This is a genomic window from Limnohabitans sp. G3-2, assembly GCF_002778275.1.
Lineage (GTDB): Bacteria > Pseudomonadota > Gammaproteobacteria > Burkholderiales > Burkholderiaceae_C > Limnohabitans_A.
On record NZ_NESG01000003.1, the window covers coordinates 257,793 to 280,875 of the forward strand.

The following is a 23,083-nucleotide window of genomic DNA, read 5'->3' on the forward strand; positions in this document are numbered from 1 at the left end:
TGCAATCGCACAACACTTCTCGTGTGTTCGCATCGAAATAGTGAATCGTTTCTTTGAATTTCTCACGCTTGCTTTCATAATTTGAGAACTGGAATTTTTTATGTTGTCCTGGGACGATCAAGTCAAACCTGCATCACCATCGGTGATGCCTTCTTTCTCCGGCGCTGATGCACCCGCAGCGTCTGCCGCCGCATCTCCTGCCGCCGCTCCCCGCCGCATGAATGCCGCCGACAAACGCATCATCAACGGCCAGACCGATGTCAACCAACTGGTGCCGTTCAAGTACAAATGGGCTTGGGAAAAGTACCTCGCCACTTGCGCCAACCACTGGATGCCGCAAGAAGTGAACATGAACCGCGACATCGCCTTGTGGAAGGACCCCAACGGTCTGACCGAAGACGAGCGCCGCATGGTCAAGCGCAACCTCGGTTTCTTTGTCACGGCCGACTCTTTGGCGGCCAACAACATCACCTTGGGCACTTACCGCCACATCACGGCCCCTGAGTGCCGCCAGTTCTTGCTGCGCCAAGCCTTTGAAGAAGCGATCCATACCCACGCTTACCAATACATCACAGAGTCCTTGGGCTTGGATGAGAGCGAGATTTTCAACGCCTACAACGAAGTCAAATCCATCCGCGACAAGGACGAATTCCTGATCCCGTTCATCAACGTGATCATGGAGCCCAACTTCAAGACCGGCACGCTCGAAGCCGATCAGACACTGCTCAAGTCTTTGATCGTGTTTGCTTGCTTGATGGAAGGCCTGTTCTTCTATGTGGGGTTCACACAAATTTTGGCTCTCGGCCGCCAAAACAAGATGACGGGTGCCGCTGAGCAGTACCAGTACATCCTGCGCGACGAATCCATGCACTGCAACTTCGGTATTGACATGATCAACACCATCAAGCATGAAAACCCCCAGTTGTGGACCGCTGAATTCAAAGCAGAAATCAAAGAACTCTTCCTCCACGCAGTGGAGTTGGAATACCGTTATGCCGAAGACACCATGCCGCGTGGCGTGCTGGGCATGAATGCATCCATGTTCAAAGGCTATTTGCGCTACATCGCCAATCGCCGGGCCACCCAGATCGGTTTGGAGGCACTCTTCCCGAATGAAGAGAACCCATTCCCCTGGATGAGCGAGATGATCGACCTGAAAAAAGAACGCAACTTCTTTGAAACCCGGGTCATCGAGTACCAAACCGGCGGGGCTTTGTCCTGGGACTGATCTTCTGAACACCCCGTCAATGTCCCCCCACTTCAAGCCATACTTGCCATTGCCTCAGGGCCATGGAAGGTATGGCTTTTCTGCGTTCATGGTGTTGAGGGATTCCTCAGCACCATGGATCGCTTTGTGCAATCCAACAAGCACCAAGCGTTCCCTTTCCGTTGAGTTCTCAACTTGATCAAGGAGAAAATCATGGCAACTGCAAAAAAAGTAGCGGCAAAAAAAGCTGCTCCCGCAAAGAAGGCCGTCGCGGCCAAGAAACCTGCTGCTAAAAAAGTAGCCGCAGCCAAGAAGCCCGCTGCTAAAAAAGCCGCTCCAGCCAAAAAAGCTGTTGCTGCCAAAAAGCCAGCAGCTAAAAAAGTAGCCGCCAAAAAGCCAGCAGCCAAAAAAGCCGCTCCAGCTAAAAAAGCAGCTCCTAAAGCCTTAGCCGCCAAAAAGCCAGCAGCCAAAAAAGCCGCTCCAGCTAAAAAAGCAGCGCCTAAAGCCGCAGCAGCCAAAAAGCCAGCAGCTAAAAAAGCCGCTCCAGCCAAAAAGGCCGCCGCTAAGAAAACAGCCGCCAAAAAACCAGCAGCCAAAAAGCCTGCTGTGAAAAAGGCTGCTAAAAAGCCTGCTGCAAAGAAGGCATCCAAAGCACCCGCTGCCCCCGCTGCACAAACAACGCTGAATCCTCAAGCTGCGTGGCCGTTTCCTTCGGCCGCCAAGCCCTGAGTCAACATCGTTCGACGCACGTAGCGCAAAGCCCAACACTGGCAACAGTGTTGGGCTTTTTTACGGCCACCCGTCAACGCAGCTGATGGTGGATGACTTGGGGGATCAGGGGTAAAAATTCACCAAGCGGTAACCCATGGGTTGCAAGCCTTCGGCCGGCAGCAGCTGAAGCTGGCCCTGCCAGATTTGCCCAGGCGTCAAGGCAGCGGGCGCATCTTGCTCAGTTGGCCGAAAAACCCTGCGCAGCAGGACCTTGTCTTGTGCATCCAGCCAAGTCAGCTCCAATGCAGGCATTTCCAAAGTCTGCCGGGTCACGTTGCGTACCGACCAAAGCAAAGCCAGGCCCCCATCGCGCGGCGCCATGCTGGAGTTCTCAATCACCACGCCATCACGCACCGCGGGTGGCACCATCTCGCAGCCCAAGAGGCGACAGGCCGCTTGCAAAGGCGGGGCGAATGAGGGCTCTGCCGCCACCCACTTGTCTCGTCCGGCGATCCCCCATTGAAGCAGCAGTGCCAGCAACAGCCCCCAAGCCAGCAGCGTTGACCACCAAGACGATGCTTTGGGGGTGAGCACGGCAGGCTCCTCCTCAGGCGCCATGTTGGGCGCCGTGTTGGGCGCCGTGTTGGGTGCCAGCAAGTCGCCCAAAGGCACCGCCCAAACTGCGGACGATGGCGCGGTCGCGGTGGTCGGCAAAGGCTGGGGTTTGAAGGTAGACAGGGCTTCTTCAAAAGCCGCCACAGGCGTCTGCAAGGCAGACTTGTCTTCGTGTTGGAGAAAATCGTTCAGGTCCAAGCGCGCCGATGGCGCTTCGGTCGGCAAAGAAGGCTGGGGGGCCTCGACGTCCACAGGCCAGGGCAGGACCATGCCTGTGCTGTCAAAGGCTTGCTGGCATTGCCCGCAACGCAACCAGCCTTGGGCCACTTTCAACTGGTCTGGGACCACCGCGTAGGTCACACCGCAAGCGGGGCAGCGGGTGAACCAGCTCATGGCACTGTGAACCGCATGACAGGACGCACCAAGGCTCAGGGCGAAACTGGGGCAGAGGCCGACGAAGTGGCCGTCATCAGTATCCAGCCATCTTCGCTGTCGGCCACTTCCAGGGCGATCCACGGTGCGTAGGCCGCTTTGAGCTCGTCAGCTTGCCGCTCCAAAATGCCGGCCAACACCAACGACCCCTGGGGTGCCACATGGGCGCAAAGCAATGGCGCCAAGACCTTCAGGGGCGTGGCCAATATATTGGCCAAAACCGTTTGGTAATGGCCTTGTGCCTTGTCGGGCAAACCGGCTTGCAACTGCACATGGTTGGCCTGCGCGTTCAGCTCAGTGGATGTCACGGCCGCGTCGTCAATGTCCACCGCATCAATTTGATGGGCACCATATTTGGCCGCTCCGATGGCCAAAATACCCGAGCCACAGCCATAGTCGAGCACGCGCTGGTTTTGGACGCCGTGCTGCGCAATCCAGCGCAAACACATGCGGGTGGTGGGGTGTGTGCCCGTACCAAAAGCCAATCCCGGATCGAGACGGATGATTTGCCGCGCCTGCGCTGGTGGCTCATGCCAAGTGGGCACAATCCAGAAATCAGAGGTGATCTCCACAGGCGCAAACTGTGACTGCGTCAAACGCACCCAATCTTGGTCAGCCACTGCCACAACGCCCAGCATGTGGCAATCGTCAAAGAAGTCCTGAGCCTGCAGCAAGGCCACCGCCTCCTGGGCTTGCGACTCTTGCGCGAACAGCGCCACCATGCGAGAACGCTGCCAACCGTCTTTGGGTGGCGGCATGCCGGGCTCGCCGAACAAGGCTTGCTCGGCAGGCGTCTGGGCGTCGGCATCTTCGACCGAAACGCTCAAGGCGTCCAAGGCATCGAGCGCATCGCTCAGGAGATCCACCCGGTCTTCGGGGCACAGCAAGCTCAGTTCAAACATAGAGGTTCAGCGCTTGTGCTGGCTCAGCCAGTGTTCCAAATAGTGGATGTTGGTGCCGCCTTGCATGAACTTGGCGTCCACCATCAGCTCGCGGTGCAATGGCACGTTGGTGTTGATCCCTTCGATCACGGTCTCGTTCAGGGCCGTCTGCATGCGGGCCAAGGCCTGCTCGCGGGTATCGCCATGCACGATCAGCTTGCCGATCATGGAATCGTAATTGGGCGGCACAAAGTAGTTGTTGTAGACATGCGAGTCCACGCGCACGCCAGGGCCACCAGGCATGTGCCAGGACGTGACACGACCCGGCGAAGGCGTGAATTTGAAAGGGTCCTCGGCATTGATGCGGCACTCAATGGCATGGCCCCGGATTTGAATCTGCCTTTGAGTAAAGGGCAACTTCTCTCCTGCTGCCACCATGATCTGTGTCTTGACGATGTCCACACCCGTGATCCATTCGGTCACGGGATGCTCCACCTGCACGCGGGTGTTCATCTCAATGAAGTAAAACTCGCCGTTTTCAAACAAAAACTCGAAGGTGCCCGCACCGCGGTAGCCGATTTTCTTGCAGGCGGCGACGCAGCGCTCCCCGATCTTCTCGATCAGTTTGCGAGGGATACCGGGAGCCGGCGCTTCCTCAATCACTTTTTGGTGACGACGCTGCATGGAGCAGTCGCGCTCGCCCAAGTAAACCGCGTTCTTGAACTTGTCGGCCAGAATCTGGATTTCAATGTGCCGCGGGTTTTGCAGGAATTTCTCCATGTACACCGCAGGATTGCCAAAAGCGGCTCCGGCTTCGGCCTTGGTCATTTGCACGGCATTGACCAAAGCAGCCTCGGTGTGCACCACACGCATGCCTCGGCCACCACCACCACCGGCGGCCTTGATGATGACGGGGTAACCCACCGACTTGGCAATTCGGCGAATCTGGACAGGGTCATCGGGCAACTCACCCTCAGAGCCTGGCACGCACGGCACACCCGCACGGATCATGGCTTGTTTGGCGGAAACCTTGTCGCCCATGATGCGGATCGATTCCGGGGTCGGACCAATGAACTGGAAACCGCTTTTTTCGACGCGCTCGGCGAAGTCGGCGTTTTCACTCAAAAAGCCGTAACCCGGATGAATCGCCTCAGCGTCGGTCACCTCCGCCGCAGAAATGATGGCGGGCATGTTGAGGTAACTGAGCGACGACGCCGCTGGACCGATACAGACCGCTTCTTCAGCCAATTTCACGTATTTGGCTTCTTTGTCGGCCTCGGAGTAAACCATGACCGCCTTGATTCCCAACTCTCGGCACGCGCGTTGGATCCGCAATGCGATCTCACCACGGTTGGCCACCAGGATTTTCTTGAACATGAAATCCCCGTTGGCTTATTCGACGATGAACAATGGCTGACCGTATTCCACGGCCTGACCGTTTTCACACAGAATCTGCGTGACGGTACCGGCCTTGTCGGACTCGATCTCGTTGAGGATTTTCATCGCCTCGATGATGCACAAGGTGTCACCCTCTTTGACCACTGAGCCAATCTGAATGAAAGGCGCAGCGCCTGGGCTGGAAGAACGGTAAAAAGTGCCCACCATGGGCGATTTGACGGCATGACCGACAGGCGCAGCGCTGGCTGCTGGCGCCTCGGCCACCACAGGGGCGGGAGCTGGTGCAGCCACCATCGCCACAGGAGCGGCTTGCTGCATCACCATGGGCGCAGCAACGCCCATGCTTTTGACAATGCGGACTTTGCCTTCCGCTTCGGTGATTTCCAACTCCGAAACGTTGGAATCGGACACCAAGTCAATCAGTGTTTTAAGTTTGCGCAAATCCATAAATCCTCCGATGCGTTGAGCACATGCAATGAATCGAATTTACACCAAATTTCGGTAAAACCCCTCGAAATTAACTTTACGCATCACAAATGAAGCCCAAATGCGAAGCCATCCCGAACAAAAGCAGCGCCTGAACGGCGAGGGCCCTGTTGGACGTGCTGCTCAGTCGCTTCAGGCGGTGGCGGCTCGCCATTGGTTCAAATCATCTTGCGTGAGTTGCCCCATCTTTTGTCGCCAAATGCTGCCATCTCCCTTGAAAAACACCGTGAAGGGCAGGCCTCCTGCGGCATTGCCCAGCGATTTGGCCAAGTTCGTGCCCTCCAGACCCGCCAAGCCCACGGAAAAGCCCAAAGGCTGTCGCTCCAAAAATCGGCGCACCGCACTGGGTTGATCAATGGCCAAGGCCACCACTTGATGCCCGTTGGCTGCATTTTCTCGCCAGAAGGCCTGGATCATGGGCAACTCCTCGATACAGGGAGGACACCAAGTCGCCCAAAAGTTCAGCAACAGCGGCTTGCCTTTGAATTTGGCCATCGACAGACCTTCGCCTGCAGGGGTTTCAAATTGCTGGCTCCAAAGTGGGTGCATATCAGCTGGGGCCACAGCCTGGGGCTCAAAACGCCACAAGGCCACGCCCACACCGGCCACGGCTGCTGCGGCCCCCGCCCCTAAAACCAGATTGCGCCGAGAAGCGCCTGAGCTTGCGTTGTTCATGCTGGGATTGTCTTTCATGCCGCAAGAAGGCGCTGCAGGGCCGTCAAATCGCCCCGCGGTGAACGGCCTTGGGCATCTGGCAAAAGCGCACCGCGCAAATCGTCCAAATCGTAAATCCGCAGGTGCACGCCCACATCTTCGTTCAATGGCTGGCAAAAACTGTGCAAACTCAGCACATCCACGTCGTCGCCATGCAAACCGCGCACAGTTTGGACCTCGAAACGCTGATTTTGGTTGATCAGGGCGATTTCGGCCGATTTGGGATCGTCACAAAACAAGGCCAGATCCACATCGCACAGGCGCGTGGCCCAGCCTTGCCAGACCGCCCCACCCAAATGCGGGCGAAATTCGGACAAGCGCTGCATCCAGACAAGCGCCAATTCGCGCAAAGCCTGCAACTGAGCAGGCTGCGTATCGGCGCAAAACAAGGCAATGTAGTCACGCACTTCGGCTTCCACCAGCTCATTGCTCGGCATGGCCGTTCGCGCGGGCAAGCCCAGCTCTTTGAGGGCGCGGTGTTTGGCCGGGCCAAAAGCCAAGCCTTCTTCCACCACCAAACGGGCCGCGGATGCGGCAACTTCAAGGGCAAGGTCGTTCATGGGCACCCATTGTGACCGAGCCACCAGGGATCACCGCCCTGCTGGATGGGGGTTGCTTTCATTGGCACCCTAAAATCCGGGCATGCATATACATATTTTGGGCATTTGTGGCACCTTCATGGGGGGCCTGGCCGCGCTGGCCCGCGAGGCAGGGCATCGGGTCACAGGGTGTGACGCGGGCGTTTACCCGCCCATGAGCGATCAACTCCGCGCCTTGGGCATCGACCTGATCGAAGGTTTTGATGCCGGGCAGATGGCCCTGAAACCCGATGTGTACGTGATCGGCAACGTGGTCAGCCGAGCACGCCTGGCCGACGGCAGTCCCAAATTCCCGCTGATGGAAGCCATTTTGGAATCCGGTGCACCCTACACCAGCGGCCCGCAATGGCTGTCTGAGCATGTTTTGCAGGGCAAACATGTGCTCGCTGTCGCGGGCACGCACGGCAAAACCACCACCACCTCGATGCTCACTTGGGTGCTGGAGCAAGCGGGTTTGCAGCCGGGCTTTCTGGTCGGTGGTGTGCCACTGAACTTCGGCATCTCGGCCCGCTTGGGTGGCGGGCAATATTTCGTGATCGAGGCCGACGAATACGACACCGCCTTCTTTGACAAGCGCAGCAAGTTTGTGCACTACCGCCCGCGCACCGCCATCCTGAACAACCTGGAATTCGACCACGCCGATATTTTTGACGACCTGGCCGCCATCGAGCGCCAATTCCACCACCTGGTGCGCACCGTGCCCGGCACGGGCCGTGTGGTCGTCAACGGCCTGGAAGAGAGCCTGACACGCGTGCTGGCGCAGGGCTGCTGGAGTGAAATGCGCACCTTTGGCAGCGCCGTGAGCGACTTCGTGGCGCAGGGCGAGCCGTCCCACTTCACGGTGCTGCAGGGGAGTCAAGCTGTGGCCGATGTGCAATGGGCCATCGGCGGCGTGCACAACCAGCTCAACGCGCTGGCCACCATCGCCGCCGCCGAACATGTCGGGGTGAGCCCGGCTGTGGCGGCGCAAGCCCTGGCCACGTTTGAAAACGTCAAAAGGCGCATGGAAGTGCGCGGTACGGTCAATGGCATCACCGTGTACGACGATTTTGCCCACCACCCCACCGCGATTCGGACCACCGTCAACGGGCTGCGCCGGCAGGTGGGGGATGCGCGCATCTTGGCCATCTTCGAGCCGCGCAGCAACACCATGAAGCTCGGCACCATGAAGGCCCAACTGCCCTGGAGCCTGGAGGAAACCGATCTCGCGTTTTGCCACTCGGGTGGTTTGGGCTGGGAGGCTGCTTCAGCACTGGCGCCCATGGGAAGCAAAGCGCAGGTGGGCGCCAACATTGACGAGGTGATTGCACAAGTGCTGGCCCAAGTCCAGCCCGGCGACCACCTGCTGTGCATGAGCAATGGCGGCTTTGGCGGCATCCACGCCAAGCTGCTGGAAGCCTTGGCAACCCGCTGACGTCTGCCCCTGATTGGGAGCGAGCCCCTGCTCGCAAATCCAAGCACCGAGGCGATGCATGCATTCGGCCGCAGGGGCGGCCTCCCACAAGGGGGTCAAAGGCCTCGCCTAAAAATCAAGCGTCGCGGCGCGCCTTCACCGCGTCTGACAGCACCTGCAACACGCCCACGCTGTCGTCCCAGCCGATGCAGGCGTCGGTGATGCTCTGACCGTAGGCCAGCTTCGTCATATCGTCTTTGCCGGGTGTGAACTTCTGAGCCCCGTCCACGATGTGGCTTTCGACCATGACGCCGAACACCTGGCGTGAGCCAGCGCTGATTTGCGCGGCAATGTCTTTGGCCACGTCGATCTGGCGCTCGTGCTTTTTGCTGCTGTTGGCGTGGCTGCAGTCGACCATCAAGGTGGCCGGCAACTTGGCGGCTTCGAGTTCCTTGCAGGCAGAGGCCACGCTGTCGGCGTCGTAATTGGGCGCTTTGCCGCCGCGCAAAATCACATGGCAATCCTTGTTGCCTTGGGTCTGAACGATGGCGACTTGGCCGTTTTTGTGGACCGACAAAAAGTGGTGGCCACGGGCAGCGGCCTGAATCGCATCGGTCGCGATCTTGATGTTGCCGTCCGTGCCGTTCTTGAAGCCGATGGGCGCAGACAAGCCCGAAGCCAGCTCGCGGTGCACTTGGCTTTCGGTGGTGCGCGCGCCAATGGCGCCCCAGCTGATCAGGTCGCCGATGTACTGGGGCGAGATCACGTCGAGGAACTCGCTGCCCGCGGGCAGGCCCTGACGGTTGATTTCGATGAGCAACTGGCGTGCGATGCGCAGGCCTTCGTCAATGCGGTAACTCTCGTCCAGGTAGGGGTCGTTGATCAGCCCCTTCCAGCCCACGGTGGTGCGGGGTTTTTCGAAGTACACGCGCATCACGATCTCCAGCGTATCGGCGTACTTCTCGCGCAAGGGCTTCAAGCGGCGGGCGTAATCCAGGGCGGCAGCCGGATCGTGGATCGAGCAAGGGCCGATGATGACCAGCAGGCGGTCGTCTTGTCCGTGCACGATCTTCTGAATGGCTTGGCGGGTTTTGGCGATCAGGGTTTCCGTCGCCGTGCCGGCGATCGGGAAGAAACGGATCAGGTGCTCAGGAGGCGGGAGCACGGTGATGTCCTTGATGCGTTCGTCGTCGGTCTGACCGGTGCGGTCGGCTGCATTCGGGTACCAGCTTTCAGGGGCGGTGGTTTTGGGGTTCATCGTGGGCTCCTTGGATTTGAAAAAAAGGTGAAAAAAAACCGCCGGGCTTTGGGGCTCCGGCGGTGTGTATCGAGATGTTCGGGTGCTTATGCGCTCGCCTCTCGTCCGCCGGGGACTGAGAACCAAAAATAAAAAAAGTAAAAAGCGGTGCGCAAAGACATGGCTTCAATGTATCACAGCTCCATGACAGCACCTGACAGGCCGATCCGGGGACAAACCCGGAGGGCCGGTACAGGCTTCAGGCCGTGCCCCCAACGGTCAGGCCGTCGATGCGCAAGGTGGGCTGCCCCACGCCCACCGGCACACTCTGGCCTTCTTTGCCGCAGGTGCCCACGCCCGAGTCCAGCTTCATGTCGTTGCCAATCATGCTGATTTTCTTCAGCGACTCGGGGCCGCTGCCAATCAGGGTGGCCCCCTTGACGGGGTATTGGATCTTGCCGTTTTCCACCCAGTAAGCCTGGCTGGCCGAAAACACGAACTTGCCGCTGGTGATGTCGACCTGGCCGCCCGCAAAGTTGGTGGCGTAGAGGCCTTTTTTGATGCTGGCCACGATTTCTTCGGGGCTCTTGTCGCCACCCAACATGTAGGTGTTGGTCATGCGCGGCATGGGCACATGGGCGTAGCTTTCGCGCCGTCCGTTGCCCGTGGGCTTGACGCCCATAAGACGTGCGTTCATCGCGTCCTGGATGTAGCCGCGCAGGATGCCGTCTTCGATCAGCACATTCTTCTGGCTGGCGTGGCCTTCGTCGTCCACATTCAAAGAGCCCCGGCGGTCAGCGATGGTGCCGTCGTCCAAAACGGTCACGCCCTTGGCCGCCACGCGTTGGCCGATGCGGCCACTGAAAGCGCTCGAGCCCTTGCGGTTGAAGTCACCTTCCAGACCGTGCCCCACGGCTTCGTGCAGCAGCACGCCTGGCCAGCCATTGCCCAGCACCACCGTCATCTCGCCGGCGGGTGCAGGGCGGGCGTCAAGATTGATGAGCGCCGCCGAGACGGCTTCTTGCACATAGCTTTCGACCATGCCATCGTCAAAATAAGCCAAGCCAAAGCGGCCACCACCACCTGCACTGCCCACTTCGCGGCGGCCATTTTGCTCGGCGATCACCGTGACCGACAGGCGGATCAAGGGGCGCACATCGGCCGCCAAGGTGCCGTCGGCACGGGCCACCATGACCACGTCGTACTCGGTGGCCAAACCGGCCATGACCTGCACCACTCGGGGATCTTTGGCGCGGGCGATCTTCTCGACGCGGCCAAGCAGATTGACTTTGGCCGTGCTGTCCAAAGTGGACATCGGATCGAGCGATGGGTAGAGCGAACGACTGGCCGAAACCTTGCGGGTGGGCACTTTGATGCGCTTGTTTTGTGTGGCCTGTGCGATGGTGCGCACCGTCAGGGCCGCATCCATCAAAGAAGCTTCAGAGATGTCGTCTGAATAGGCAAAGGCGGTTTTTTCCCCCGACACGGCCCGCACGCCAACCCCTTGGTCAATGCTGAAGCTGCCGGTTTTGACAATGCCCTCCTCCAAGCTCCAGCCCTCAGAACGGGTGTACTGGAAATACAGATCGGCATCGTCGACCTGGTGGGCCTGAATGGCGGCCAGCGCACGACTCAGGTGGGTCTCGTCCAAGCCAAACGGCTCAAGCAAGAGGGACCGGGCTGTGGCCAAGCGTTCAATGGTGGGTTCGCGTGAAATCATGGGGGACATTGTAGGCAGGCTTCAAGACCCTTGCCCGCAGCGGACTGCGCCAACAAGTCAAGGACCGAATCGGTCAGGGCCCTGACGCATCAGTTTGAGCAAGGCCGCATCGTCATGGCCCTGCAAGCCTTGCGCCATGGCTTGTGCAAAAAGATCCCTGGCCAAACGGCCCAAACCGGGCTCAAAGGCCACATCTTCGGCCGCCTGCAGTGCCAAACCCGTGTCTTTGGCCAACAAACTGACATGGGCACGCGGCGCAAAGTCCCCAGCCAAGGCCCGGCGCATCCGGTCTGAACCAATCCAGCTTTGCCCACTGGAAGCCTCGATCACCGACAAGGTCGCGGCCGGGTCAAGCCCCAGGCGCTCGGCCAAGGCCAGGGCCTCTGCAGCGCCGGCCAAATTCACCGCCGCCAACAAATTGTTGACCAACTTGGTGCGGGCACCATCCCCCACTCTCGTGCCCACACGGAACACTTGTTGGCTCAAGGCTTTCAGAACAAGCTGGTGCCGCTGCCAAGCGGTTTCGGAACAGGCCACCATCAAGCTCATGCTGCCGTCCCGGGCCCTCGCAGGGCCACCCGACATGGGGGCATCGATGCAGTCCACGCCAATATGCGCCAAGCGCTGCGCTTGCGAGACCACGGTCTCGGGCCCCAAAGTGGGGCACAGCATCACCGTTTGGCCCGGCTGCAAGTGCGCGCCAGCACCCTGCCCAAGGCCCTGCTCGCCGCTGCCCCACAGCACCGCTTCGGTTTGCGGGGCGTCGACCACGGCCACCAAAAGCAAGCCATGGGGCGCCAGAGACTGCGCTGCCTGCATCGGCGATTCAAAGGGGAGAGCGCCCGTTCCAACCGCCCGTGCTTGGGCTTGCGGATCGCGGTCGTGGACTCCCACCGACCACCCCAGAGCACACAAGCGGGCCAGCATGCCGCCGCCCATATTGCCGGCACCGACCACCACCACAGGCAAGCCTGCGCTCATGTTTGCACCCATTGTTTGGAACGCGCGATCGACATCAATATCCCCAAGGCCAGGCCCAAAGTGACCATGGCGGTCCCGCCATAGCTGACGAATGGCAAGGGCACGCCCACCACCGGCAAAATGCCACTGACCATGCCCATGTTCACAAAAGCGTAGGTGAAGAAAATCATGGCCATGCTGCCCGCCAACAGACGGCTGAACAGCGTGGGCGCCTCTGCGGCGATGACCAGTGCCCGGTAAACCAGGAAAAAGAACCAGAAGATCAGGAACAAGCCCCCCACAAAACCAAACTCCTCACCATAGGCCGCAAAAATGAAGTCGGTGGTCCGCTCGGGAATGAATTCAAGGTGGGTCTGGGTCCCTTGCATGAAGCCTTTGCCCCAAAAACCGCCAGAGCCGATGGCGATCATCCCCTGAATGATGTGAAAGCCCTTGCCCAAAGGGTCACGCGCGGGGTCAAGCAAGGTGCAGACCCTTTGTCGCTGGTATTCGTGGAGCACACGCCAATCGACGTCTGGCTGACACAAGGTGGGCTCCATGACCACCAGCACCACCATGCCCACCAAACCCAAAACAATGGGCGGCAAGATCCAGCGCCACTTCAGTCCGGCAAAGAAAATCACGGCCAACCCGGCGGCCAACACCAACAAGGAAGTGCCCAGATCAGGCTGCTTCATGATCAAGCCGACCGGGAGTCCCAAAATCATCAAAGCCACGGCAAAGTCAAAGGGGCGCAGCTGGCCTTCCCGCTTTTGAAACCAAGCCGCCAGCATCAGGGGCAAGGCAATTTTCAATATTTCACTGGGCTGGATCACCACACCCAGGTTGATCCAGCGTTTGGCCCCTTTTTTGGTGATGCCAAAAATCGCCACCGCCACCAACAAAATGACCCCCACGGTGTAAATCGGCACCGCCCAAGCCATGAGTTTTTGCGGTGGCAACTGGGCCACCACAAACATGATGAATCCGGCCAAGAGCATGTTTCGCCCATGGTCCACGAAACGGGTGCCGTGGTCGTACCCGGAAGAAAACATGATCAACAAACCCGCGCAGGCGAGCATGAACACGGCGAACGCCAAAGGGCCATCGAAGCCCTTGAGCAGGTGCCGCAGGCGATGCAACAGCGTTGGTGTTTGAATGACGGGACCCATGGCGGTGATTATCTCAGGGCGTGGCCCCGCCTATCGCTTTGCCCATGCCTCAGTGGCTGCGGCCACTGCGGAACATGCCATGCGTTTTGCGCTGAAGCACGCCTTGCGCGGCCAGTTTGTTCATGGATGGGCTGGCATGCGCATGGGTGATGGCCATGCCCAGCGCATCGGCCGCATCTTGACGCGGCAGGACGGGCAACTGCAGCAAACGTTTGACCATTTCTTGGACTTGCGACTTGGCTGCTCGGCCGTGCCCGGTGACGGATTGCTTCATTTGCAAAGCGGTGTATTCGGCGACCGGCAAGTCGCACGACACCAAAGCCGTGACACAACAGCCCCGCGCCTGGCCCAGCAGCAAGGTCGCTTGCGGGTTGACGTTGACAAAAACGATTTCGACCGAAGCGACATCGGGTTGATAGCGGGCATGGATCTCACGCACCCCGTCGTAGATGACTTTCAGACGGGCTGGCAAATTGCCCATATCGCCGCGCGTGGTCTCGATCACGCCACTGGCCACGTATTGCAGGCGCGAGCCCGTCATGTCGAGCACACCAAAACCGGTGGTCTGCAAGCCAGGATCGATGCCCAAGATGCGCACAGTTTGGGGTGCAGCTGTGGTCAAGGAACTCATGGCAACACCACATCACCCATGCGGGCCGTGATCGTGTCTGCACGGCTTGCCAAATAAGCCGATTGGGCCTTTTGCTCAAAATACCGGGGGCGCGGCAACATGACGGCCAAACGCGCCGCCTCCCAGTCGTTCAAACGGGCCGCCGATTTTTTGAAGTAGTGCTGCGCTGCAGCTTCGGCCCCGAAAACGCCCTCGCCCCATTCGACGCTGTTGAGGTAGATCTCCAAAATGCGGCGCTTGGACAGGCAAGTTTCCAAGGCCAATGTGATCAGCATTTCTTGGCCCTTGCGCAGCAAAGTGCGCTCGCCCGACAAAAACAGGTTTTTGGCCAACTGCTGGGTGATGGTGGAGCCGCCCACGATTTTCACAGGCGGTGTTTTGCCATCCGCTCGTCGCTGGGCGCGTTGCTCGGCCAAGGCTTTGGCCTTGGCGTTTTTCTCCCAGGCTTTTTCCAAAGACTCCCACCACACACCGCCGTGCTGCGCGAACAAACTGTCCTCCGAGGCGATCACCGCCCGCTGCAATTTGGGCGAGATGTTGGGCAAATCAACCCATTCCTGACGCCAAGGCAATTGGCCTTGACGGCTCACAATCTGCCACATCTGCGAGCGCTCGAAGCTGGTGGATTGCGGCGCCCAAACGGCCATGCTGGCAATGCGCAAAGCAAAAAAGAGCTGCAAACACAGCCCTGCCAACAAGACCAGTGCACACCAACGTCCGAAAGCACGCATCAAATTCCTTTTTTCTGAGATTCAAGGGCCAAGCCCCTCAGGGCGGCAAGACACCCGGGGTCAACATGCGCATGTCCAGCGTTCCCTCATTGGAAAACTGAAAACGGGTGACCACCACGATCTGGTCGGCCTGACGGCGCATGTTAGCGCTGAACACATCAAAAGGTGCAGCACTGCGCACAATCGCTACCGCCCTTTGGTCCAACAAAGGCAGGCCCGAGGTTTTCGCCACTTCGGTCTGAACCAGACGCCCACGCGCGTCCACCGTGATCACCATGGTCAACTGCCCATACAGCTTTTGCCCACCCACTTGGGGGAAATTGAGCGTGCCACGGGTTTCAATGGTGCGCCGCAGTTTGTCGTAATACAGCGCGTACACCGCTTCCCGCGTGGCAGGCCCGATGAACCTTTTGCGTGGGCCCGCCTGGTTTTTCTGCAGCTTGGGCTCGATCTCGGCCAAATGGCGGGTCAATTGTTGCTGCCTCTCTTGACGCGCTTGGCGCTCAGGTGCATCGGTGCTCTCACCCGACGGGTCGTTCGTCAGGGCCGATAGCTCTTGCTTGAGTTGCGTGAGCAAACGCATCTGCTGCAGCTTGAGCGCCTCGATTTGGCGCTGCATGGCCCCGATATCGGCCCCCCATTCTTGAACCGCCGATGGCGGCAAAGGGGTGGTGGCGCGCTGATGGCTGGGCATGGCACCCCCGCCGGCCAAATGGACTTGGGCCATGGCCTGCGCCCGATCGGGGGGCGCATCACTGCGGCCATTGACCAGCACCACCTCTAAGGCGGCGTCTTCAAAGACACGTTGGAAACTCTCCGGGTCGGCCCAGCGCCAGGCCAACAGCGCCGCATGCAGCAGCAGCGAAAAACCCAATGCCCACACCAGGGTGTGGCGATGCAACACCCGATGGAGCCAAGCGCTGGGGCGTGGCCGTGGCCACGCCGGCTGAGCACCCTCAAGACCCATCGCTTTGCGTGCTGTCACTCAGATCGACCGCAATGGTGAGCGGCCCTGCGGCCATGGCCTCGTCCTCATCGGCCTCTTCGGTTTCGGCATCAGCGCCCACCCCAGCGGCATCGCTCGGGGCGTCCAGGTGCGCGGTCACGGTACCGTGCACATCGAGGGCCATCAGGTCCACCTCGCCCAGCTTGACACGCACACGCGCCCCCCGCATCAGGCCATTTGCGCCCATCACACTGAACATCAAAGGCAAAGTGTCAGCGCGCACCAACCAGCTGCCGCCCCCCATTTCCTTGACCAAACTGGCTTCCAGTTCTTGGATGTTTTGCTGCTGCACATGGCGCAGCGTCCAATAGCGCTCCATGCTCGACTGCACGCTGTTGTAGGCGCTGTAAGCGGCATCAAAACCGCTGATGATGGAGAACAGCTCCGCATCTTTGGGCTTGAATGGCGCGGCCAATGCCGCTGTGGCGCCATGTTTGGCGCAGGCGATGATTTGCCACTGGTTCACCAAGTCGGTGTAACGGCGCAAGGGCGAAGTGCTCCAGGCATAGCTGGGCACGCCAATACCGGCATGCGGCAGCGCCTTGGTGCCCATGCGCACCTTCACACCGGGGGCCATGCTGGCTTGGCTGCGGTAAATGCCCGGCACGCCCAACTGGGCCATCCACTGGCCCCACGTGCTGTTGGCCAGGATCATGGCCTCGGCCACCATCAAATCGAGTGGGGCACCGCGCTTGCGGGTGCCAATGACCACCGTCTCCTCGCCCGTGGGTGGGGCTTCGTTGCTTTCACGTTCGAGCTTGAAGCTGTAGTCCGGGCGGTTGAAGTTTTCGGGTTTGCCCCGCACCACTTCGCGCCGAGCCTTGAGGGTTTGCGCCAGGCGCCAGAAAAAACCCAAGGTGGCCCGGCTCACGGGCACATCGGCGTGGTCGCTGGGGTCTTCGCCTTCCAGCCATTCGCGGGTGATGCGTTCGTCCAATTGGTCGTGGCGCAGGTTGACCAAAATCGGCACCCGCTCCAAACGGGTCACAGCGCTTTGCACCTCGAGCGTGTCCTCGCTGAAGGACACATACAGCGACACCGCAGGGCAGTCTCGCCCCTCCATCAAGGTGTAGGCCTGCACGACGCTGTCGGGCAGCATGGTGATTTTGTAGCCCGGCATGTAAACCGTGGACAAACGGGCGCGGCCGAGTTGGTCGATGGCACTGCCTGGCGTCAAAGCCAGGCCCGGTGCGGCGATGTGGATGCCCACCGTGACCGTGCCACTGCCCAGACCTTGCAGTGACAAAGCGTCGTCGATTTCGGTGGTGTGCGAGTCGTCAATCGAAAAGGCTTGCACCGGCGCCAGGGGCAAGTCGTCCACGATGGCGGGCGCCTGCAAAACCGGAAACCCCGTGCCTTTGGGGAACAGGTCAAACAAGAACCGCTGCCAATGGAAGTCCCAAGCCGAGGCGATGGCCCCGGCGTTTTGCAGCAAGTCCAAAGGCGCCCTGTGGCTGGCCTTGCTGGCCTCGACCACAGCCTTGTATTCGGGGGTGTTTTTGTCAGGCCGAAACAGGATTTTGTAAAGCTGCTCGCGGATCGGCGCGGGACAAGTGCCCGCCACCAATTCGGCCGACCAAGACTCGATTTGGGCTTGGACCCGCTTCTTTTTTTCAATCGCCAACAATGCCTGTTGCACGATCTCGGCCGGGGCTTTGCGAAAACGACCTTTACCGGCACGGCGAAAGTAATGGGGGGCTTCATGCAGACGCAGCAAGGCCGCCACTTGCTGCACCGTGCTGGCCGAGTTGAAATAGTCTTGCGCCAAGTCGGCGAAGCCAAACTCTTCTTCGGGTGCAAATTCGTAGGCTAACGCCAACTCGATGCTTTGGCTGAGCGCTGTGGCCTCGGCCAACAAGACGGCTGGGGTGGGTTTGTCAAATTGAAGCAACTGGGCTGCGGCTTTGACTTTGACCCGTTTGCCCGAATCGAGCTCCACCTGTGCGGAAGCCTCGGCTTCGGACAAGATGCGACCGGCCATGAACTTACCGGCTTCTTCAAATAATGCGTACATGGCTTGATTTTCCCACGTGCCGCTGGCGCGGAGGGTTCCCGCCATCAGGCCAGGTGAAGAAATTCCATTATTTCGGTCAGGTACAAGTCGAAATCACTCAGGGCGTGGTCGCTGCCCTCGATCAAGCGCACTTGTCCGCCGCCATGGCAGGCCAGCATTTCCCGCCAATCCAGCACCTCATCGCCTTGGGCAATGAACGCCAGGGTGCGGGGCTTTGCCAAGGGCACATCTTGCATTTGAGCCTCTAAGCGGCTCAACGCTTGCACGTGAGAAGGTTCAAAGAAAATGCGCTGCGAAGGGTCATGCCAAACAGGGTGCTCGCCAAGGTGACGCGCCAAATCGCGGGCGGGATGCACCGCCGGGTTGAGCAGCACGGCGGGGCATTGCCACTGCCGCGCCAGCCAAGCGGCATAAAAGCCCCCCAAGGAAGAACCCACGATGGCGGTGCGGTCCAAGGGCCAATCGGCAGCACCGGCTTGCAACAAAGCCATGGCTTCTCGGGGGGATGCGGGCAACTGGGGGCACCACCACGTCACGCCTGGGGCCTGGGTTTTGACGCGATGGGCCATTTTTGTGGCCTTGACAGAGTTCGGCGAAGACCGAAACCCGTGCAAATACAAAAGGTGCGTGGTGCGCTGCATCACCAAGCGGGCTGCAAGGCGGCAAAACCCCGTGGCGCTTGGGCCGTGTTCTCAAAAGTCACAACTTCGTAAGCGTCGGGCTGCGACAACAACTCGCGCAGCAAACGGTTGTTCATGGCGTGGCCCGAACGGAAAGCGCTGTAGGCCGCCAACAGGGGTTTGCCCAAAATGTACAAGTCGCCCATGGCGTCCAGAATCTTGTGCTTCACGAACTCGTCATCGTAGCGAAGGCCATCGGTGTTCAGGACTTTGTAATCGTCCATCACGATGGCGTTGTCCAAGCCCCCCCCCAACGCCAAGCCATTGGCGCGCAGCATCTCCACATCTTTGGTGAAACCAAAGGTTCGGGCGCGGGCAATGTCGCGGGCGTACACCCCATCCGACATGTCAAACACCACCTGCTGCCCGGTCGAATCCACGGCGGGGTGCCGAAAATCGATTTCAAAGCTCAGCTTGTAGCCGTGGTAAGGCGCCAACCGCGCCCATTTGATGTTTTCGCCCTCACCTTCGGACACTTGCACAGGCTTGAGCACGCGAACAAAACGCTTGGGGGCAGACTGTTCAACCACCCCGGCGCTTTGCAGCAAGAACACGAACGACGAAGCCGAACCGTCGAGGATGGGAACCTCCTCGGCCGTGATGTCCACGTACAGGTTGTCAATCCCCAAACCCGCGCAGGCCGACATCAGGTGCTCCACCGTCAGCACTTTGGCTTGGCCCGCCGAGATGGTGGAGGCCAAACGGGTGTCGGTCACCGCCTCGGCGTTGACCGGAATGTCCACCGGCTCGGCCAGGTCAATCCGGCGAAACACAATGCCGGTATCCGGCGCAGCGGGGCGCAGGGTCAGCTCCACACGCTGACCGCTGTGCAAACCCACGCCGACGGCTTTGGTCAAGGTTTTGAGGGTGCGTTGAGCAAGCATGCGTGTATTTTAGTTGGCCAATAGGTTGATGCACCACAAGTCCTGTGGCATGGCCTGGAGCTGGCGGGCGATATGGAGGCGCGAAGCGACGAGGAGCCCGACGGCTGCGGGCCGTGACACAGGACGTTTGGGCTGTGAATGCACGTAAAAAGGGGCCAGACAGGCATCCACCTGTCTGGCCCCAAAGCACCAGAAACGAAACTCAACTGAGCAGATCAGTCCGCTTGCTTGCGCAAGAATGCGGGGATCTCGATGTCGTCCATGCCCGCATTGGCCATGCCATCAACACGCGCAGCCGCATGGGTGCGGTTGCTGCGCCAGTAAGCGGGCACATTCAGACCGCTGTTGTTCATCGGCGCGGCAGCTTGGCCAGCAGCAGCGACGGCGTCTTGACCCCCCATGGTGAAAGGCACGTTGTCCGTGCCGGTGCGCAGCACTTGCAGCGGAGGTGCCGTGCGGCGTGCACCGGCTTTGGACAAGCCTGTGGCCACCACGGTCACGCGGATCTCGTCGCCCAGGCTTTCGTCGTAAGCGGTGCCGTAAATCACGTGGGCATTTTCCGAAGCGTAAGCACGGATGGTGTTCATCGCTTGCTTAGACTCGGACAGCTTGAGCGAGCCCTTGGCGGCGCTGATCAGCACCAGCACGCCCTTGGCACCGGACAGGTCCACGCCTTCGAGCAAGGGGCAAGCCACAGCTTGCTCAGCAGCAATGCGGGCGCGGTCAGGACCGCTGGCTGCCGCTGTACCCATCATGGCTTTGCCGGGCTCACCCATCACAGTGCGCACGTCTTCAAAGTCGACGTTCACATGGCCGGGCACATTGATGATCTCGGCAATGCCACCCACGGCGTTTTTCAGCACGTCGTTGGCGTGGGCAAAGGCCTCGTCTTGGGTCATGTCTTCACCACCGGGCAACTCCAGCAGTTTTTCGTTCAACACCACGATCAGCGAATCCACATTGGCTTCGAGTTCCTGCATGCCCAGGTCGGCGTTGGACATGCGACGGCCGCCTTCAAACTCGAAGGGCTTGGTGACCACACCCACGGTGAGGATGCCCATCTCTTTGGCGATGCGGGCGATCACAGGGGCAGCACCTGTGCCCGTGCCACCGCCCATGCCGGCGGTGATGAACAACATGTGCGCGCCTTCGATGGCGGCGCGGATGTCGGCTTCTGCGCTTTCGGCGGCTTCACGGCCTTTTTCTGGCTTGCTGCCAGCGCCCAAACCCGTTTGACCCAGCTGGATGAATCGGTGAGCTGCGCTGCGGGCCAAGGCCTGCGCGTCGGTGTTGGCACAGACAAATTCCACGCCTTGCACTTGGCGCTCGATCATGTGTTCGACAGCGTTACCGCCGCCACCGCCGACGCCGATCACTTTGATTTGCGTGCCTTGGTTGAATTCTTCTGTCTGGATCATTTCGATGGTCATGGTGCTACTCCTAAAATTTGTTTGCAGTTGCCGGAATTTTTTACAGATACTTTTTGTTGAATGGAAGGTGTCAACATCGACACGGTCGTGAAAAAGGTGGGCTGCTTCGGGCCAAAAATCGTTTTTTCCAGTTCATCAGAAGTTTCCCACAATGAAGTCTTTGAAACGGCCAAAAGCGTTGTTCACAGAACTTTTCTTTTGAGTGACTTTGTAGCCACGCAGACGGGCCATGCGGGCCTCTTCCAAAAGGCCCATCACAGTGGCTGCGCGAGGTTGGCTGACCATGTCGGCCAAACCGCCCGAATATTTGGGCAAGCCACGGCGTACGGGCTTGAGGAAGATGTCTTCGCCCAACTCGACCATGCCCGGCATCACGGCACTGCCGCCGGTGAGCACAATGCCGGACGACAGCACTTCTTCGTAGCCCGATTCACGGATGACTTGGTGCACCAGCGAGAAGATTTCTTCGATGCGCGGCTCGATCACCCCCGCCAAGGCTTGGCGGCTGAGCATGCGTGGGCCGCGATCGCCCAAACCAGGCACCTCCACCTGCGCATCGGGATCGGCCAGCAGCTGCTTGGCATATCCGCTCTCGACCTTGATGTCTTCGGCATCTTTGGTGGGGGTGCGCAAGGCCATGGCGATGTCGCTGGTGATCAGGTCACCGGCGATCGGGATGACGGCGGTGTGGCGGATCGAACCGTTGGCAAAAATGGCCACGTCGGTGGTGCCTGCACCAATGTCCACGCACACCACGCCCAATTCGCGCTCGTCTTCTGACAGCACCGCCAAGCTCGAGGACTGCGGATTGAGCAGCAATTGGTCGACCTCGAGGCCGCAGCGGCGCACACACTTGATGATGTTTTCGGCGGCGCTCTGGGCGCCTGTGACGATGTGCACCTTGGCTTCCAAGCGCATGCCGCTCATGCCAATCGGCTCTTTGACCTCTTGGCCGTCGATCACAAATTCTTGCGGCGCCACCAGCAGCAAACGCTGATCGGTCGAGATGTTGATGGCGCGGGCCGTCTCCATCACGCGGGCCACATCGGCTTGCGTGACTTCCTTGTCCTTGATGGCCACCATGCCGCTGGAGTTGATGCCACGGATGTGGCTGCCGGTGATGCCCACGTTGACGCGGGTGATTTTGCAATCGGCCATCAACTCGGCTTCTTTCAAAGCCTGCTGGATGCTTTGCACGGTGGCATCGATGTTGACGACCACCCCGCGCTTGAGGCCGTTGCCAGGTGCGATGCCCAGACCCGCGATCTTGAGCTCACCATCGGGCATGACCTCGGCCACCACCGCCATGACTTTGGAGGTGCCGATGTCCAAGCCCACCACCAGATCTTTGTACTCTTTTGCCATTTGAATCACCGTTTCCGTTTCGTTTTTTTGCGCTGATCGCTCAGAGCTTGTTCTTACCATCTGTGTCAAGCGTGGTCACACCGCGCAAACGCAGGGCATAACCGTCTTTGTGACGCAAATCCGCACCCGCCAAGGCGGTGGGGGTCCGGCCATAGCGGGCCGTCACTTGCGACAAGGTTTTGAAAAAAATCTGCAGCTGAGCGCTCATCTCTGCTTCGCTTCCACGGCCCAGCTCGAGCAAGGCGCCACGATCGGTCAACACGCGCCAACTGCCGCGTGGCGTCAACTCCAACTGGTCGATGCCCATGTCCATCGTCTGAAAGATCGGCAAGAGGTGGCGGTACATCTGCACCACCGCCGCGGACTGGGCATCGGGGCCCTTCAAGCGAGGCAGCTTGTCAATGTCGACGTCCTCCACATTGGCCTCGAACACGCGGCTTTGCTGGTTCACCATCTTGTTGGCGCCCTCTTCGCCCCACAGTGCCATGGGCTCATGCTCCACCAAGACCGTGCGCAAGCGGTTGGGGAAATCACGGTGCACCACCGCACCCCGGACCCAAGGCACGGCTTCAAATGCTTCTTGGGTGCGGTTCAAATCCATCGTGAAAAAATTGCCCTGCAATTGCGGCACCACATTGGCCCTCAGGGTGATGGCGTTGTTGCGCGTGACGTCACCTTGCACGGTGATCGCCTGGATCGCAAAAAGAGGATGACGCAACAACCACCAAGCGCCGCCGCCCAGCACCAGCAACACAAACACGAGCAGCAACGAGGCGGCGGCCATGTTCATGAGGCGAACGTCCAGTGGCAATGGCAT

22 protein-coding genes are annotated in these 23,083 nt (G+C 59.7%); 3 read left to right on the forward strand and 19 right to left on the reverse strand.

Annotated features, from left to right (window positions below; translation table 11 throughout):
- Positions 1–100: 100 nt before the first annotated feature.
- Together B9Z31_RS05705 and B9Z31_RS05710 are read left to right on the forward strand one after the other, a co-directional pair.
- Positions 101–1,228 carry a ribonucleotide-diphosphate reductase subunit beta gene (locus B9Z31_RS05705; RefSeq protein WP_100118588.1) on the forward strand — a complete coding sequence of 376 codons (1,128 nt, stop codon included), beginning with the start codon at positions 101–103 and terminating at the stop codon, positions 1,226–1,228.
- A 192-nt stretch (positions 1,229–1,420) separates the two neighbouring features.
- Positions 1,421–1,936, forward strand: a complete 516-nt coding sequence (locus tag B9Z31_RS05710; protein ID WP_100118762.1) for a histone H1-like repetitive region-containing protein — start codon at positions 1,421–1,423, stop codon at positions 1,934–1,936.
- Between the two features lie 105 nt (positions 1,937–2,041).
- On the opposite strand, the gene B9Z31_RS05715 is transcribed toward B9Z31_RS05710, so the two are convergent.
- From B9Z31_RS05715 to B9Z31_RS05740, 6 genes are all read right to left on the reverse strand, one after another.
- Positions 2,042–2,926 (reverse strand): zinc-ribbon and DUF3426 domain-containing protein, encoded by an 885-nt coding sequence (locus tag B9Z31_RS05715; RefSeq protein WP_100118589.1) that lies wholly within the window; start codon positions 2,924–2,926, stop codon positions 2,042–2,044.
- 35 nt (positions 2,927–2,961) lie between these two features.
- Complete coding sequence (gene prmA, locus B9Z31_RS05720; protein WP_100118590.1) at positions 2,962–3,867, reverse strand: 50S ribosomal protein L11 methyltransferase; 906 nt, start codon at positions 3,865–3,867, stop codon at positions 2,962–2,964.
- A 6-nt stretch (positions 3,868–3,873) separates the two neighbouring features.
- Entirely contained in the window at positions 3,874–5,223 is a 1,350-nt protein-coding gene (gene accC, locus B9Z31_RS05725; RefSeq protein WP_100118591.1) for an acetyl-CoA carboxylase biotin carboxylase subunit, read from the reverse strand.
- 15 nt (positions 5,224–5,238) lie between these two features.
- Positions 5,239–5,691 carry an acetyl-CoA carboxylase biotin carboxyl carrier protein gene (accB, locus tag B9Z31_RS05730; protein ID WP_100118592.1) on the reverse strand — a complete coding sequence of 151 codons (453 nt, stop codon included), beginning with the start codon at positions 5,689–5,691 and terminating at the stop codon, positions 5,239–5,241.
- 171 nt (positions 5,692–5,862) lie between these two features.
- The gene (locus B9Z31_RS05735; RefSeq protein WP_100118593.1) at positions 5,863–6,423 is read right to left on the reverse strand and encodes a TlpA disulfide reductase family protein; all 561 of its coding nucleotides are present in this window, start codon (positions 6,421–6,423) and stop codon (positions 5,863–5,865) included.
- Positions 6,420–7,004, reverse strand: a complete 585-nt coding sequence (locus tag B9Z31_RS05740; protein ID WP_100118594.1) for a hypothetical protein — start codon at positions 7,002–7,004, stop codon at positions 6,420–6,422. The genes B9Z31_RS05735 and B9Z31_RS05740 overlap by 4 nt, the downstream gene beginning before the upstream one ends.
- A gap of 82 nt (positions 7,005–7,086) precedes the next feature.
- On the opposite strand from B9Z31_RS05740, the gene mpl reads away from it, so the two are divergent.
- Entirely contained in the window at positions 7,087–8,457 is a 1,371-nt protein-coding gene (gene mpl / locus B9Z31_RS05745) for a UDP-N-acetylmuramate:L-alanyl-gamma-D-glutamyl-meso-diaminopimelate ligase (RefSeq protein ID WP_100118595.1), read from the forward strand.
- 115 nt (positions 8,458–8,572) lie between these two features.
- On the opposite strand, the gene B9Z31_RS05750 is transcribed toward mpl, so the two are convergent.
- The 13 genes from B9Z31_RS05750 to B9Z31_RS05810 all read right to left on the reverse strand — a co-directional run bounded on the left by B9Z31_RS05750 (position 8,573) and on the right by B9Z31_RS05810 (position 23,083).
- Positions 8,573–9,694: a 3-deoxy-7-phosphoheptulonate synthase gene (locus tag B9Z31_RS05750; RefSeq protein ID WP_100118596.1), complete on the reverse strand. Its 1,122-nt coding sequence runs from the start codon at positions 9,692–9,694 to the stop codon at positions 8,573–8,575.
- 238 nt (positions 9,695–9,932) lie between these two features.
- On the reverse strand, positions 9,933–11,393 hold the full coding sequence (gene tldD, locus B9Z31_RS05755; RefSeq protein ID WP_100118597.1) for a metalloprotease TldD: 1,461 nt from the start codon (positions 11,391–11,393) through the stop codon (positions 9,933–9,935).
- Between the two features lie 57 nt (positions 11,394–11,450).
- Entirely contained in the window at positions 11,451–12,374 is a 924-nt protein-coding gene (locus tag B9Z31_RS05760) for an NAD(P)-dependent oxidoreductase (protein WP_100118598.1), read from the reverse strand.
- Positions 12,371–13,525, reverse strand: coding sequence for a rod shape-determining protein RodA (rodA, locus tag B9Z31_RS05765; RefSeq protein WP_100118599.1), 1,155 nt, complete (start codon positions 13,523–13,525; stop codon positions 12,371–12,373). The genes B9Z31_RS05760 and rodA overlap by 4 nt, the downstream gene beginning before the upstream one ends.
- A 49-nt stretch (positions 13,526–13,574) precedes the next feature.
- Complete coding sequence (ruvC, locus tag B9Z31_RS05770) at positions 13,575–14,123, reverse strand: crossover junction endodeoxyribonuclease RuvC (protein ID WP_100118763.1); 549 nt, start codon at positions 14,121–14,123, stop codon at positions 13,575–13,577.
- Between the two features lie 29 nt (positions 14,124–14,152).
- Positions 14,153–14,887 (reverse strand): monofunctional biosynthetic peptidoglycan transglycosylase, encoded by a 735-nt coding sequence (mtgA, locus tag B9Z31_RS05775; RefSeq protein WP_100118600.1) that lies wholly within the window; start codon positions 14,885–14,887, stop codon positions 14,153–14,155.
- Between the two features lie 37 nt (positions 14,888–14,924).
- On the reverse strand, positions 14,925–15,791 hold the full coding sequence (locus B9Z31_RS05780) for an energy transducer TonB (RefSeq protein WP_369804643.1): 867 nt from the start codon (positions 15,789–15,791) through the stop codon (positions 14,925–14,927).
- Positions 15,792–15,843: 52 nt separating this feature from the next.
- Positions 15,844–17,907, reverse strand: a complete 2,064-nt coding sequence (locus B9Z31_RS05785) for a ribonuclease catalytic domain-containing protein (protein WP_100118764.1) — start codon at positions 17,905–17,907, stop codon at positions 15,844–15,846.
- 44 nt (positions 17,908–17,951) lie between these two features.
- Complete coding sequence (locus B9Z31_RS05790; protein ID WP_100118602.1) at positions 17,952–18,548, reverse strand: YqiA/YcfP family alpha/beta fold hydrolase; 597 nt, start codon at positions 18,546–18,548, stop codon at positions 17,952–17,954.
- On the reverse strand, positions 18,548–19,471 hold the full coding sequence (gene lpxC / locus B9Z31_RS05795; RefSeq protein ID WP_100118603.1) for a UDP-3-O-acyl-N-acetylglucosamine deacetylase: 924 nt from the start codon (positions 19,469–19,471) through the stop codon (positions 18,548–18,550). The genes B9Z31_RS05790 and lpxC overlap by 1 nt, the downstream gene beginning before the upstream one ends.
- Positions 19,472–19,686: 215 nt before the next feature.
- Positions 19,687–20,901 (reverse strand): cell division protein FtsZ, encoded by a 1,215-nt coding sequence (gene ftsZ / locus B9Z31_RS05800; RefSeq protein ID WP_100118604.1) that lies wholly within the window; start codon positions 20,899–20,901, stop codon positions 19,687–19,689.
- Between the two features lie 135 nt (positions 20,902–21,036).
- On the reverse strand, positions 21,037–22,266 hold the full coding sequence (gene ftsA, locus B9Z31_RS05805; protein WP_100118605.1) for a cell division protein FtsA: 1,230 nt from the start codon (positions 22,264–22,266) through the stop codon (positions 21,037–21,039).
- A 40-nt stretch (positions 22,267–22,306) separates the two neighbouring features.
- A complete protein-coding gene (locus B9Z31_RS05810; RefSeq protein ID WP_233200772.1) occupies positions 22,307–23,083 on the reverse strand; it encodes a cell division protein FtsQ/DivIB in 777 nt (258 codons plus the stop codon).